14 protein-coding genes are annotated in these 13720 nt (G+C 41.9%); 9 read left to right on the plus strand and 5 right to left on the minus strand.

Annotated elements, in window-relative coordinates; all coding sequences use genetic code 11:
• Positions 1 to 320 precede the first annotated feature (320 nt).
• Complete coding sequence (locus tag ACP8HI_RS01230; protein ID WP_438349343.1) at positions 321 to 818, plus strand: hypothetical protein; 498 nt, start codon at positions 321 to 323, stop codon at positions 816 to 818.
• Between the two features lie 95 nt (positions 819 to 913).
• Here the strand turns inward: ACP8HI_RS01230 and ACP8HI_RS01235 are convergent, their stop codons facing one another.
• Positions 914 to 1966, minus strand: a complete 1053-nt coding sequence (locus tag ACP8HI_RS01235; RefSeq protein ID WP_438349344.1) for a beta-propeller fold lactonase family protein — start codon at positions 1964 to 1966, stop codon at positions 914 to 916.
• 134 nt (positions 1967 to 2100) lie between these two features.
• Here ACP8HI_RS01235 and ACP8HI_RS01240 point away from each other — a divergent pair, with 134 nt between their 5' ends.
• The 6 genes from ACP8HI_RS01240 (at position 2101) to ACP8HI_RS01265 (ending at position 6491) form a co-directional block, all read left to right on the plus strand.
• Positions 2101 to 3021: a sulfurtransferase gene (locus ACP8HI_RS01240; protein WP_438349345.1), complete on the plus strand. Its 921-nt coding sequence runs from the start codon at positions 2101 to 2103 to the stop codon at positions 3019 to 3021.
• Between the two features lie 13 nt (positions 3022 to 3034).
• A complete protein-coding gene (locus ACP8HI_RS01245) occupies positions 3035 to 3427 on the plus strand; it encodes a rhodanese-like domain-containing protein (protein ID WP_438349346.1) in 393 nt (130 codons plus the stop codon).
• Positions 3424 to 3684 carry a sulfurtransferase TusA family protein gene (locus ACP8HI_RS01250; RefSeq protein ID WP_438349347.1) on the plus strand — a complete coding sequence of 87 codons (261 nt, stop codon included), beginning with the start codon at positions 3424 to 3426 and terminating at the stop codon, positions 3682 to 3684. Before ACP8HI_RS01245 ends, ACP8HI_RS01250 begins: the two co-directional genes overlap by 4 nt.
• 19 nt (positions 3685 to 3703) lie before the next feature.
• Positions 3704 to 4243, plus strand: coding sequence for a TlpA family protein disulfide reductase (locus ACP8HI_RS01255; RefSeq protein ID WP_438349348.1), 540 nt, complete (start codon positions 3704 to 3706; stop codon positions 4241 to 4243).
• A 38-nt stretch (positions 4244 to 4281) separates the two neighbouring features.
• Complete coding sequence (locus tag ACP8HI_RS01260; protein WP_438349349.1) at positions 4282 to 5391, plus strand: YeeE/YedE family protein; 1110 nt, start codon at positions 4282 to 4284, stop codon at positions 5389 to 5391.
• Positions 5392 to 5570: 179 nt separating this feature from the next.
• Entirely contained in the window at positions 5571 to 6491 is a 921-nt protein-coding gene (locus tag ACP8HI_RS01265) for an aldo/keto reductase (protein ID WP_438349350.1), read from the plus strand.
• Positions 6492 to 6636: 145 nt separating this feature from the next.
• On the opposite strand, the gene ACP8HI_RS01270 is transcribed toward ACP8HI_RS01265, so the two are convergent.
• Entirely contained in the window at positions 6637 to 7902 is a 1266-nt protein-coding gene (locus ACP8HI_RS01270) for an MFS transporter (protein WP_438349351.1), read from the minus strand.
• Positions 7903 to 8242: 340 nt separating this feature from the next.
• The gene (locus ACP8HI_RS01275) at positions 8243 to 8653 is read right to left on the minus strand and encodes a DUF4183 domain-containing protein (protein ID WP_438349352.1); all 411 of its coding nucleotides are present in this window, start codon (positions 8651 to 8653) and stop codon (positions 8243 to 8245) included.
• Between the two features lie 181 nt (positions 8654 to 8834).
• Here ACP8HI_RS01275 and ACP8HI_RS01280 point away from each other — a divergent pair, with 181 nt between their 5' ends.
• Positions 8835 to 9902 carry a DUF4183 domain-containing protein gene (locus ACP8HI_RS01280; protein WP_438349353.1) on the plus strand — a complete coding sequence of 356 codons (1068 nt, stop codon included), beginning with the start codon at positions 8835 to 8837 and terminating at the stop codon, positions 9900 to 9902.
• A 94-nt stretch (positions 9903 to 9996) separates the two neighbouring features.
• On the opposite strand, the gene ACP8HI_RS01285 is transcribed toward ACP8HI_RS01280, so the two are convergent.
• Positions 9997 to 10980, minus strand: a complete 984-nt coding sequence (locus tag ACP8HI_RS01285; protein ID WP_438349354.1) for an arsenic resistance protein — start codon at positions 10978 to 10980, stop codon at positions 9997 to 9999.
• A 159-nt stretch (positions 10981 to 11139) separates the two neighbouring features.
• Between ACP8HI_RS01285 and thrC the strand changes: the two genes are divergently transcribed.
• On the plus strand, positions 11140 to 12534 hold the full coding sequence (gene thrC, locus ACP8HI_RS01290; RefSeq protein ID WP_438349355.1) for a threonine synthase: 1395 nt from the start codon (positions 11140 to 11142) through the stop codon (positions 12532 to 12534).
• Between the two features lie 120 nt (positions 12535 to 12654).
• On the opposite strand, the gene ACP8HI_RS01295 is transcribed toward thrC, so the two are convergent.
• Complete coding sequence (locus tag ACP8HI_RS01295; protein WP_438349356.1) at positions 12655 to 13473, minus strand: class I SAM-dependent methyltransferase; 819 nt, start codon at positions 13471 to 13473, stop codon at positions 12655 to 12657.
• Positions 13474 to 13720: the final 247 nt, after the last annotated feature.

A 13720-nucleotide genomic window follows, 5' to 3' on the forward strand; every position in this document is an offset into this window, starting at 1 on the left:
CGGTACAACACAATTGTAAAGGGGGTTTGTTTTTCTAGAATTAAGGGAGTGTTAAATGTGCAAACTCTACTATTATGAATCTCGGACACATGAGGAAATTGCAAAGAAATTTAATGTATCATGCCCCTTCATTTCTAAAATGCTCCAGGAAGCAAGACAGGTGGGTATAGTGGAGATCCTTGTTCATGATGATCCTCTTCCGACGACTGGGCTTGAGAAGGATATGGAACAGATGTTTAACCTAAAACAGGTTATAATAGTTTGGAATCAATGGTTATGATATAATCACATATACTATAAAGCTACACACCGGAGGTCACATGTTAAACTTTGAACAGAAACTTGAGATTCTAGAATCTTTTCCTACATTACAACGAAAGAATGTCTCACTTGGACGAGTGAATTTTCACTACGAGGAGAGTCAGAGTGATAAAAAAACGATTGCCCTTCACATTCATCCGAATGGCAACGGCTATATTTATGCCGGACTTTTACAGGGATATGATCTTGATGAGAAAGGGTATGTAAATGTCCGTGAGTTTACCGCGGAACAAATAAAGACACTTGTAGAGGCTTCAATTCGTTCTCTCTCTAATGATGGAGAAGAGGGTGAATCCGAAAGTGAAGGTGTTCGTGAGGAAAATCATTTCTATGATGCTGAAGTGTGGATTAACGGAGAAGAAGAATCGCTCACTCTTACGCGTGATGAAGATCTTTGGTATATCTACACAGGTCCTAGCATTGAAATGGTGTTTGGAACGCTACAAGAGGCAAAGGAATACTTGTGGGAAGAAGGCTTTTCTCCTTCGAGGGATTGAGATCAAATATGAATAAAGGGGAATACATCTCACATGAGATGTATTCCCCTTTGTCGTTTTCATAACTGTTGCGATAGTTAGATTTTTGGCTGAATTTAGCAGCTTCCCCCGATACCAGGTAGGGCTTTGATCTGAATGCCATGTGGTTTAACGCCTACTTTGATGCTATTCTCTAGTTCAAGTGTCTCCATATTGAAGACAGCCACTTCATCAGATCCACTTAATGTAATGTAGACCCGGTTTTCCTGACGATTGAAGGATAGATGCTTCGCTCCTGGTAAATCAGCGATTGTTGTAATAATCGTATTGTTGTTCAAGTCGATAATAGCGGCAGCATTGCCTTCAGTACCGGTGATGACCGCTGTGGAACCATCCTTAGAGATCACAATATCTGTTGCTCCCTCGACGGTATCGAGTTCTACAATTTTCTCGAAGCTAGTTGTGTTGTAAATCGTTAGCTTGCCATCTCCTGCGGTTGGGACATATAATTTCTCGCCATCATCAGATAATCGAAGTGCCCGAGGCGTTAGACCTGTCTGAATCACATCCGTCACAGTATTGGAGGAAGCATTAACGATATATACACAGTTGTTCTCGTGATCACTTACATAAAGGATGTTATTCTTTACAGCTAAGTAGTTGGTTTTAGCCCCTTCACCCATATCGATTCTACCTGTCACCTCACCAGATTGGGTATCTATGACATCAATATATTGATCGGCTACGGTAGAGACGTACAATGTCTTATTATCAGGAGTTAAGAACAGTCCATGTGGCATGGGACCCACTTCAATTTGTTGTACTTCTTCCAGTTTCATCGTATCTATAACGGAGATCGTACTGCTTAGTTGATTTGCGACATAAGCTTGACGCATTGTGCTGGAGAAGACAGTGTTCGTCGGCCCTTCACCGACTGCGACTTCACCGGTGACTTCGCCACTAACAATGTCGATAATCTGTACTTTATTCTCATCTTCAACAGGTACATAGAATTGTACACTCGTTAACTTCCCAGCACCTCCATTTGAATCTCCTACTCCCAAACGTTTGTTAGCTTCCTCTTTGGTTTCTAATGCACAGCCACTCAACATAATAAGAACGACGAACAGGAATACAAATGTTGTGCTTTGTTTCTTAAAGAAATTCATTCTGCAATTCTCCCCAAGTATAAAATATATTTTTTTGACTAAAGCATTGTAAAGACATCGGAATAATGTTATTGTACTATTCATAGCAAATTAATTCAATATATTAAACACTTTTAGTAAGGGGAGAAAGAGAAATGAAATTACAGAAAAAAAGGAACTTTATATTGCTGGCTATGACCATGGTGTTGTTACTCTCTGCATGCGGAGACAATAAAACTGCAAAAGAAGGAAATTACCCAAATGAACAGTTGTTGGCTGACTCGAAATGGGTGAATGACAATTTAGATAAAGAAAATTTGGTCATCATTGATGCACGATCTGAAGGTTACAATGAGGGACATATTCAAGGTGCTGTCAGTCTGGGCGCGGGGCAAATCAATGATGCAGAGAATGAAATTGACGGATTCCTACTTGGAGAAGAAGACTTCACTGCATTGCTTAGTGGTCTAGGAGTGAATCAGGACTCGGAAATTCTGGTCTACGATGATGGTAATGCTTTGAGCGCAACACGTATTTTCTACGCATTAGAGTTTTATGGTTTGCAAGATCAAGTAAAAGTACTTAACGGTGGTTATCCAGCTTGGTTGACAGAGGGATATGATATATCTGTTGATCCAACGACAGTTACTGCAGGGAACTTTGTAGCGAAAGCCAATGACAAACTTGTATCTACCAAAGATGATGTGCTTGGAAGCTTGGATTCAGAAGAGGTTGTTATCTTGGATGCCCGCTCGGAGGGAGAATATACAGGTGCAGATCTTCGTAAGAACGCAAACGGTGGACATATTCCAGGAGCGGTTAATCAAGAATGGACTAGTGTATTAGAAAAAGATGAGAACGGACTGGACGTATTCTCTAGTTATGATACATTGCTTGCTAAATTCGAACAAATTGGTGTCGTTGAAGATAAGACAGTCATTCCATATTGCCAAACGAATGTACGTGGAGCACACACGTACTTCACACTGAGATTGCTAGGTTACACTGACATTCGCCCATATGAAGGTTCATGGTCAGAGTGGGGTAACACAGAAGGGACACCTATAGAGATTTAAGAGGAAGCGAGGAATGATGATGTCTACAATCATTGAAGGGGTATCCCATGTGGATACCTCTGAGCTTTACAAGATAATAGAGCATACGCCGCAACAAGTATATGTGATTGATGTTCGGGAACCTGAGGAATACAATGAGGTACATATCCCAGGAGTTCCACTCATTCCGATGGGCGATATACCTGATTTGATCGAGAGTTTTGATAAATCAGCGGAGTATGTCATCGTCTGTCGTAGTGGACGCCGGAGCCTTGAGGTATCTAAATTTTTTCAACAAGAAGGTATTGAAAAGGTTCATAACTACTATGGTGGTATGCTCGCATGGGATCGTGAAGTTGAGGTAGGTCCTGAACATATTATTGAGACATTTTCTATGGATAAATTAACAAGGGAGAGATATGAATGAGCTATTCAGCAGAAGAATTAGCAGGATTGAAGAAGGATTATGTGATTGATGCCATTGGAGAGGTGTGTCCGCACACATTGGATCTAGCGTTGAAAGGTCTAAAGAAAGCACAACCTGGTGAAATTGTCGTAGAAGTGACGGATCATACGATTGCTACAAAGACGATCCCAGCTGCTGTGAAGATGAACAAACAGGCTGAGTTTTTAGGTATCATCGAAGAAAAGGGTAACTACCATATTTATCTGAAAAAAAATTAACACCTAATGAGGGCTCCTAATGAGTATATTCTATGGAATCAAACGTCATAGTAGCATGTTACTAGCTTTGTTACTATGTACTGTTATACTTCTTACAGGTTGTTCCAAGGGCGGGAATACGGCTGAAGAGAAAAGGATTGCGCCAGCGTTACAACTCGTAGGCATCAATAAGGAGAAACTAGACACATCCACCATCACTAAACCAGTTCTCTACACATTTTGGGCTTCATGGTGTCAGTATTGCAATAAGGAAGTGCCTGTGCTGGATGACTTATATGCAGAATACAAAGATCAAGTTGAATTCGTATCCGTGAACGTAACGACACAAGATACGCTCAAAGATGCCAAAGAATTTGTTGAGAAACATGATTTGCAGATGCCTGTTTACTTGGACGTAGATGGTATTGCGGGCGATTCATTAAAAGTATATAACGTTCCTACCGTCATTCTGGTCGATGCGGACGGTGTTATTGTGGAACAAAAGCTAGGTGCAAGTGGTGAACTAGCTGCTGAGGAATATCGGCTGAAATTAGATCAGATGCTGGTTGATGCGAAATAAAGCACTTATAAAACTTACTTTGAAAGTGATGAATTCATATGCAGTTTACATTAGATTTTTTCATAATTGCGGCGATCTTCGGTCTTTTATACGGATTTCTACTGCAGAAGGCTGACTTTTGTTTTACGGCTTCCGTCCGAGACTGGTTCATCGTTAAAGATACTCGGATCTTAAATGGTGTGTTAGTACTTATGGCCGTGTCTCTATTAGGTTGGGGAGCGATGCTGACTGTAGGAGCGGCAGATTTGTCTGAACTGTGGGTAGTTCCTTTCGGTGGAATTAACCTGATTGGTGGGATCCTGTTCGGGATTGGAATGACGCTTGCAGGAGCGTGTGGATCGGGGACGCTTTATCGCTGTGGCATGGGTTATGTGCAATTCTGGATCGTATTATTGTTTGCCGTAATAGGAAATCTAGTATTTGCATTTATCTATGATCCGTGGGCAAGAGATTATTTCATAGAACCTTTAACTTTGAAGCCTGAAGGGTACACATTGTATTCCATGCCTACTTTGTTTCCACTTCTGATTCCACTACTGATCGTTCTCGTAATGATTGGAATTGCAATCTATCGATTCGGTGTGAAGACTTTCTTCAATGGATTCAAAGAAGCAGCAACAGACTGGCAGAAGAATCCATTTAAACAAAAACACTGGGATATTCGCCTCGTGGCTGCATTGTTAGGTATCCTCGCGACAATACAGTTTGCTGTAATGTCGAGTATCGGCATTACCGGACCGCAAACACGTGTCGGTGCAACAGCGCTATCGCTTATGTTTGGAGAAGATATCGTATTGAACAATACGTATTTGAATGGTCTGTTCGCTGAATTCCCGAGGATTGGACTTGGGCCTGAAGAGACATTAATTATCTTCATGATTGTCGGCTCGTTCATTGCTGCGCTCTTGAGTGGATCGTTCAAGATTCGTCTACCCAAGCTCGCACGTCTGCCGAACGCCATCATAGGCGGATTGCTAATGGGAATTGCATCTCGAATTGCTCCAGGATGTAACATCGCTAACGTCATTAGTGGTGTAGGTAGTATGTCCTTGGGTAGCGTTGTAGTTCTCATAGGCATGATGATTGGGATCTTTATCGTCATCAAGTATATTTTCAAGATGCCGATGCTGTTATTTTATAAAGAGTAGTAGAGAATAGGGTTGTCCGAATGGTCATTCAAATGGCTAGGGCCAACCCCTTTGTATTGTGTAGGCGAAAGTTAGGTGTTCTGAGACAATCGATGAACAACCGGGATTCCGGTGTGTATTGCTCCTGAGCATAAGAAATAGTAGGATGAACATATACCAATAACATATGAGGTGAGCGTGTGAAATACAGACGTTTAGGCAAAACTGATTTAAGAGTTTCAGTAGTCGGAATAGGAACATGGCAGTTTGGCGGAGATTGGGGCAAAGATTTCACTCAATCTGAGGTAGATGACATTCTTAATCATGCCAAAGAGGTAGGCATTAACTTGATTGACACAGCTGAATGTTATGGACCGCATCATATGTCTGAGAAATTTATAGGGGATTATCTATCACGGCAATCGCGTCAGGATTGGGTAATCGCATCGAAATTCGGACACCACTGGGAAGATCAATGGGAGAACGCTTGGAGTGTGGATGAAGTTCGCCGACAATTGGACGATTCTCTGAAGGCGCTTCAGACAGATTATTTGGATCTGTATCAATTCCATTCCGGTTCAGATGATGTATTCGATAATGATGATCTGTGGACCCTGTTGGATAAACAGGTACAAGCCGGTAAAATCCGTAATCTAGGTATTTCTATCGGAAGTAACGATAACTTGTACCAAACAGCAAAAGCAATCGAAATAAACGCTAAAGCGATTCAAGTCGTGTATAATCGCTTGGATCAGAAGCCAGAGGAACAGGTGTTTACTTCGTGTCTGGAACAGGATCTAGGCGTTCTTGCTAGAGTACCACTTGCAAGTGGGTATCTGAGCGGGAAGTATAAGCCGGGTGTTGTGTTCGATGATAGAGTAAGACAAGGGCATCAACGTGACGAGATTGATGCGAAGTTACGTCTCGTTCATGAGATTGCGCAGACAGAAGTACCTGAAGGCGTCGATATGGCGAGTTGGGCGTTGGCTTGGTGCTTGAAGCATCCTGCTGTCAGTTGTGTTATTCCAGGATGTAAGAGTGTGGAACAGGTGGAAGCTAACGCTCGCGCCGCTTCGCTTGATCTGGTACAAGATGATCATCCAGGTGCTTGGAAGAACTAACCAGACCTGATTAAACTTTCTACTGTATGAATCATTGGTAATGTCGTTATTAACTTATATATTTGGAACGTTGGTATAATCGAAAGGGGTGTCCGATGCCGTTGTTAATGGCTTTTGGGACGCCCCTTTGTTTTGATTTGTTGTTCTATGTTGTTTCAGTTGCCCTCGTGACTATGGAAGGCGCAGCTTTATGTTTGAAGATTGGAATTAGGATTATAGCACCAACCAGCATGATCAGACCTGATATACAATAAATCTCTACGAGTGGGAAGTTCTTCTTGATGACGCCTGCCAAGGACATCATGATGACCATCATCCCCATGAACATAGGACTAAGTACACCATTCACACGACCAACATAGGATTGTTCTGTCCACTGTAGTATTAAGGTGTTGATGCCGATTTGAATGCATGGCATGGTCAGTCCGTTAATAAATTGCAAAGCTAACGTTAGAGGGATACTTGTAGATAAGCCCATACCGGCAATACATAGGGCGCTGACGCTCATCCCGAATGCTAATAGAACTTGGGGTGAGACTTTTTTGGCAAGTGTCATAATGAGAGCACCACCAACGAGCATAGCAGCACCGTTAACCATCATAAGAAACTGTAGGAACTCTTTCGGTTGACCGAGTCGCTCCGTGACTATGAACAGCCCCAAAGTCTGAATAATACCAACAGAGAATCCGGCAATAGCGAATGCACCCGCAAGTACTTTCAACACGGGACTCTTCCAGACATAGCGGAACCCGTCAGCTAGTTCTTTACGCAAATTCAGATTCTTCTTTTTATGGGGATCTTCCACTATATCAGGTGGCAGACGAAAGAGTACGACAGCAGACAATAAGAAAGCTACGCCCATAACGGCTATGGAGATGTTAATACCGAATTGATGATATGAGAATATGCCGAGTGCAGGCCCCATGATCATAAAGAGCGCAACAAGAGATTGGAATAATGCCATACCTTGCTGTAGCTGTTCAGGATGAACATGTTGTTTGAACAGCTTCATGACAGAGGGCTGAGAGAATTGCGATAATATGGCGGAAACGAAGGTGGCCAAATAGATGGTTTCCCATGAACCGTATAGTAACGCAAACAGAACGGCAAGTATCGAAACAGCGGAAAGGAAGTCACACCAAATCATTGTTCGTTTCGGTCTCCAACGGTCAGCGAATGCACCTCCAATAAAGGAGAAGACAAAGATCGGTGCGAATTCAACTACCGAGATAAGAGAAATAGCCATCGGATCGTTGTTCGTCTGATCGGTGACAAACATAAGAATGGCAAAGTTTCTGACCCATATTCCGATTTGTAGAAATAAGTTTGAGATAAGTATAGTTTGGTAGAACCTATTCTTGAATAAATTACCGCTTGCGGGCAACGAATGCGCCGCATGTACATCTGACATTTAATACACTCCTATTTATGTTCTGGTTTTTTACTATATTAGAATAATGCATTGTAGCCTATTTGAAAAGGGGGAAAACTTAGAAAGCGATCGTCCTTCTCCTAACCGGAAGTCGAACAGCCTCTATCATCAAGTCTTTCGTATACCGTGTAAACATCTGTTCTTATGTAGCCATAAAAAATCCCCTCCGAAGAACAGTAATGAATCCATAAGATCATGAACTCCTTATTCACTGTCTATCGTAGGGGAAACATACCAACCTGTGTGGGTTAGTAACCTCTGAATTCAAATCTATTACTTAGCATAGAACAATATCATAGTTAATAGGCATTAAATCATATCAAGTAATAATAGTGATCGTTGGAGCGGAAATCGTAGGTTGAGTAGTTATAGTTGATGTTGTATTTCCGAAGCTTGCTATCTCAAGTAAAATAGGCACGGATACGGAAACATCAGTCGTATCTAATACTAAGTTAGTAGTTGTTAGTATAGATAGAGCTCCTTGTTGGAGCACACCATTAATGTAGACATTGAAATAATCATCCGCAGTTACTGCTGGAAGTTCAACTACAGGTGCGTCGGCATCGTCAACAAAGCTTGCAGCGGGAATGGTTGTATCTGTGGTTATCATTCCAGCAGTTATTGTTGCGAAGTAACGAGATACAGCTGGGTTAACAGCGGTAGCAATAACTCCACCAGTTGATACAGGAGCAGTAGAAGTAGCTGTGTAGACAGGTTTTATAACGGGCATATAATCACCTCCTTTCATTTGGAAATAACTGAGAGATTTCCTCGGTTATATCAATAGTTAATGTGAAAAAAAAGATTATGAAACGGCGGATTTACTCTTATTTAATGGATTTCGATGATGTCCAATCCTTCACATAGGTAGATTACATACTATGAATAAACTATGTGAGGAGGAATTTTAAATGGCGCGTCGTAAGCTCAATAAAATAAACTGCAAAAAAAAAGTGCGAAAAAATAAAGTAAGTACTAAAAATAGCCCTAAGTATCGACAAAACACTACAGTGAAGATATGTACTAGGATATATACTAGGATATGTTCTGAAAAATCCAAATCCAAATCCAAATCCAAATCCAAATCCAAATCTAGACGCATTTGCTGTAAAGTAGCTAAAGCTAGATGTAGAGTAGGTCCTCAAGGTCCTCAAGGTCCTCAAGGTCTTCAAGGCATACAAGGGCTACAGGGACTTCAGGGTTTAGAAGGTGGCAGAGGGGATCGTGGTCCAATTGGATTGCTAGGACCACAAGGAATCGCGGGGGTTACCGGTTCTGTCGGACCCCAAGGACCCCAAGGGAATGTAGGAGCCACAGGATCTGAAGGAAGTGTTGGTGCTGCGGGACCTCAGGGAATCGCGGGGGTTACCGGTTCTGTTGGACCCCAAGGGAATGCAGGAGCCACTGGAACTGAAGGAAGTGTTGGTGCTACGGGACCACAGGGAATCGCGGGGGTGACCGGTTCTGTCGGACCACAAGGACTCCAAGGGAATGCAGGAGCTACTGGATCTGAAGGAAGTGTTGGTGCTGCGGGACCACAGGGAATCGCGGGGGTTACCGGTTCTGTCGGACCCCAAGGACCCCAAGGGAATGCAGGAGCCACTGGATCTGAAGGAAGTGTTGGTGCTACGGGTCCTCAGGGTGTTCAAGGACCCCAAGGGCAGCCGGGTTCAATATCAGAGGTATCCATTATACCTAGTTCACAAAGATATTTTTATTTTGCTACTACCGATATTGATTCACCAATCGTCATCCAAGCTAATCAATTTTTTGACGACGAGGGAAATTCAAGCAATAGTTTTGCAGGTCTGGGCCTGAATAGTTATTCAAATTTATATATTAATGGAGTATTACAAGAAAGCAGTTTATACATTTTAACTGAAAATACTTTGAACCTTATTGTGAGTGGAGATATTATTTATTCAAATACTCCAATTACTATTGAGATTGTCCAATTTGTTGCTCGTATCATTTCATGAAGCGGATAACCGATGGTGTATACAGGTGCATCCTGAGTCTCAGTAAGGTTTGTCTTGAATCATAAATAAGAAGCAGCCAATAGGGTGCTGCTTCTTATTCTGAGGTAGACTTATGTTGATCCCGCATAACAAACCCTGGAATTAGGCGTATGTAAATTAATTCTCCGATCAATTCTACAATAGTCTGGGTGACAATAACGGCTGCTGCGATCGTAGCCCAATCATCTGGCAAAGCCAAAGCTAAGGGGAGCATAACGAGGGAATTCCGCGTTCCTGAACTGAAAATAAGCGCTCGACCTGCCCCTATATCCAATCGGAATAGCATAGCGATTAATCTTGATATCGCTGGCATGATAATTAGGAAGAGAACATAGATCGGAACGACACGAACGACGACATTGAAATCGGTATATACTTTTTCAATTTGAGACGCTACGACAACGATAAGGGTAAGTGCCATGAATGGGACGGGCAACCAAGCCGTTGCATTTAGTGCGGATTGTCCTTTAGGTCTGCGCCTAGCCCAAAATTGTGTGAATACGGCAAATAATAATGGCAACATAATCAAGCTTAAGAAAGCCTCTACAAACGGCCCTACCTTCATAATATTAGTCGTTTCCTCACCTATAAATAGCCACAGATACAACGGAAGTAATATCATTTGAACTACGAATAGAATAGGCGTTACGGCTAACATTAATTTCTCGTTTCCACGCCCTAGCTGTGTGAACACAATGACGTAATCGATGCATGGAGTCAGTAGAACAAGGTAGACTCCGACTAGAATAGGGGGAGTCTGCGGAAATAGTTGTGTAAGCAACCACACGACAAAGGGTACGACAATGAAATTTGTAACTAGCAACGCACCGATAAATCTTCCATTTGAAAGAGAATCTCGTAGATGGAGAAAGGGAATTTGCGCGAACATTCCAAACAGAAGAACTGCTATAATAGGTGAAATGGTGAAGTACAGAAAGGAACTTACGGTAGGATTAGTCATGCCAACAATAGCTCCAATGAACAGGGATACTACATATAACCAAATTTGCTTATTCTCAAGCTGTTCTCTAGTGATCACTTGAAAGTTAACCTCCTATATTATTTTTTGTTATATAATGTTTATATAGCTCCCCAAAAATAAGGGATTGGCTATATCTGCAAGTGAAGGTATTATAGATATAACTAAGGTAGAAATCAACTCATTAACTATTCTATATTAAACTAACGGAGGATTCGTATGAAATATATAAGTACAAGAGGTCAGGTAGAAGCTCAAGGATTTATTGATACCGTGCTCATGGGGTTAGCGGATGATGGAGGACTCATGATCCCAGCGGAGATTCCGGTCATTTCCCAATCCACATTGAAGGAATGGAGCAAACTAAGCTATAAGGAGCTGTTTCTCCAAATCTTTTCCCATTTTACGAATGATGAAATTCCTTATGAAGATATGAAGGAAATGGTGGATAAGAGTTATGCTAATTTCCGTCATTCTGAGGTGACACCTGTTAAGAAAATAAATGATTCACTGTATATTCTGGAGTTGTTTCATGGACCGACGTTTGCATTTAAAGATGTAGCTCTGCAATTCATGGGTGAATTTTACTCCTATGTATCCAAGAAGCAGAATGAAATTATTCACATCCTCGGAGCAACCTCAGGTGATACAGGGGCTGCAGCGATCCAAGGAGTTCGAGGGAAAGAAGGCATCAAGATATGTATTCTGCATCCTCACGAGAAAGTGAGTAAAGTACAGGAACTGCAAATGACAACGGTTGATGATAAGAATGTATTGAACCTTTCGGTTAAAGGGAATTTCGATGATTGTCAAAAAATTATTAAAGAGCAATTTGCAGACTTAGACTTTAAAGGGAAGCATAATCTTCGAGCGATCAACTCGATCAATTTCTTACGCATCTTGGCACAAACGGTCTATTATTTCTATGCTTATTTCCAAATTGAGCAAGGTGACCGACCGAAGAAAGTTAATTTCAGTGTCCCTTCAGGTAACTTTGGGAATATATTCTCGGGCTTTCTAGCGAAGAAGATGGGATTACCCATTAACAAGCTCATTATAGCAACGAATGAGAATAATATTTTGGAGCGGTTTGTGAAGACGGGCAAATATAAGCCAGGTGGCTTCAAAAGTACCCATAGTCCTTCGATGGATATCCAAGTGGCAAGTAATTTCGAGAGATATCTTTATTATTTCTTAGGTCAAGATGCAGAGAAAGTGTCTGCTTACATGGAGAAGTTACAGAACGATGGGGAGATCGTAATTGGCGCAGAGGATCTAGAACGTGTACAAGATGATTTCGAAGCTTACGGTGCTAACAATGAACAATGTCTGGAATTGATTAGCAAATACAAAGCGGATTATAATTATCTGCTAGATCCACATACGGCTTGTGGGATTGCAGCGTATGAAACATATCATGGTGAAGATGAGGTTTGTATCTCATTTGCTACCGCACACCCTGCGAAATTTAATGAAGCGATCGAACAATGTGGCATTGAGCAGGAGTTCCCAAGCGAGATTAAGCAGTTATTCTCCAAGCCGCAGTATCAGTTGGTTATGGATCATAACAAAGAAGAAATCGTTCAGGAGCTTGTGAAATTTTACGAGAGATAACCGAAAAAAACCTTTTTCCCCAAAAAAGGGAGAACGATATCCAAAGAAATAGCAGACCAAGGTGATTATCCTTGGCCTGCTATTTTGCGTTTCTGATCCATGGTTTGCAATCCACATGGATTAAAGAATACCGAGTCGCATACGATAGCTGAATATAACTTCACGAGATTCCCCTGCGAATGCCTGAGAGACAAGTTCCCGGAATTGCGATACCTCAGAATGGATCTCATCTGCTCCCAATTTAAGAGCTGTTTGTAGCCCGCCTTGACTGAGAGCAATGTTCACGTACCGCTCTGCATCACATTGTTGGCTATGATGGAAGACGATTTCCCTTGCGTAGCGGAACAATCCAGATTTCTGGATATGATGCAAATGCTCATCTTTGCTCCATTTATGTGCACGCTGTTCCTGTGGTGCTAATTGCGTTGCACGAACATCTGCATAGGTGATAAGTTGCTGATACATGTCATCAATTTTCCAGTCGAAGACAGGAGGCCAGTCGTAGTCATAAGCGGCGAATATTCCTCCAGGACGAAGGATACGAGCGAATTCACGCAACGTACTTTGCGGCTCCATCCAATGAAAGGATTGGGAACAGGTCACGATGTCAGTACTTCCGGATGCTAATCCCAATTCATGCGATAAGCCATTCTTGAATTCAAGATTTAACGGTTGTCCGCTTGCTTCCCATTTGGATATGGCAACTTCACGCATATCATCACTGGGTTCATACCCGATGATATGATCTGCAGCGTTAAGCCATATGAATGAGGATAGACCTGTGCCACATCCGACATCCACAACCATTTGAGGCTTGCTACGTAAATAGGTGGTGAGTATCTTAACGACCTCCAAAGGTGCGCTAGGACGATTCTGATCATATAGTGAACCGAAACCGGCAAACCGCTCTACATTGTTGTTACGTATCTCTTCAATCATTGGATACCACTCTCCTATATGATATTAGTGTCTGCATGGCTACATTGCAGGTTGACTTTCGCTATATAGCTCCAACCTTCTGATCGGGAATGATGAATGACACGGTAGTACCTACCACGGGCTTGCTCTGAACAATCTGATTAGGTAAAGTTAGTTTTGTCGTCACAACTTAAGTAAATTCGACGCATGTTGGTATTTTCCCTTTTCCTCTTTTTCTCGTGTAAATTGTCACACTTATTTTTGGTGC

The sequence above is a fragment of the Paenibacillus sp. FA6 genome (genome assembly GCF_051550225.1).
GTDB lineage: Bacteria > Bacillota > Bacilli > Paenibacillales > Paenibacillaceae > Paenibacillus_AQ.

Excerpts from the sequence above, each read along its gene's own strand:
- ACP8HI_RS01280 (WP_438349353.1), top strand. The coding sequence starts at position 8,835 with ATGGCGCGTCGTAAGCTCAATAAAATAAACTGCAAAAAAAAAGTGCGA.
- ACP8HI_RS01245 (WP_438349346.1), top strand. The coding sequence starts at position 3,035 with ATGATGATGTCTACAATCATTGAAGGGGTATCCCATGTGGATACCTCT.
- thrC (WP_438349355.1), top strand. The coding sequence starts at position 11,140 with ATGAAATATATAAGTACAAGAGGTCAGGTAGAAGCTCAAGGATTTATT.
- ACP8HI_RS01250 (WP_438349347.1), top strand. The coding sequence starts at position 3,424 with ATGAGCTATTCAGCAGAAGAATTAGCAGGATTGAAGAAGGATTATGTG.
- ACP8HI_RS01295 (WP_438349356.1), bottom strand. The coding sequence starts at position 13,473 with ATGATTGAAGAGATACGTAACAACAATGTAGAGCGGTTTGCCGGTTTC.
- ACP8HI_RS01270 (WP_438349351.1), bottom strand. The coding sequence starts at position 7,902 with ATGTCAGATGTACATGCGGCGCATTCGTTGCCCGCAAGCGGTAATTTA.
- ACP8HI_RS01240 (WP_438349345.1), top strand. The coding sequence starts at position 2,101 with ATGAAATTACAGAAAAAAAGGAACTTTATATTGCTGGCTATGACCATG.
- ACP8HI_RS01255 (WP_438349348.1), top strand. The coding sequence starts at position 3,704 with ATGAGTATATTCTATGGAATCAAACGTCATAGTAGCATGTTACTAGCT.
- ACP8HI_RS01275 (WP_438349352.1), bottom strand. The coding sequence starts at position 8,653 with ATGCCCGTTATAAAACCTGTCTACACAGCTACTTCTACTGCTCCTGTA.
- ACP8HI_RS01230 (WP_438349343.1), top strand. The coding sequence starts at position 321 with ATGTTAAACTTTGAACAGAAACTTGAGATTCTAGAATCTTTTCCTACA.
- ACP8HI_RS01235 (WP_438349344.1), bottom strand. The coding sequence starts at position 1,966 with ATGAATTTCTTTAAGAAACAAAGCACAACATTTGTATTCCTGTTCGTC.
- ACP8HI_RS01260 (WP_438349349.1), top strand. The coding sequence starts at position 4,282 with ATGCAGTTTACATTAGATTTTTTCATAATTGCGGCGATCTTCGGTCTT.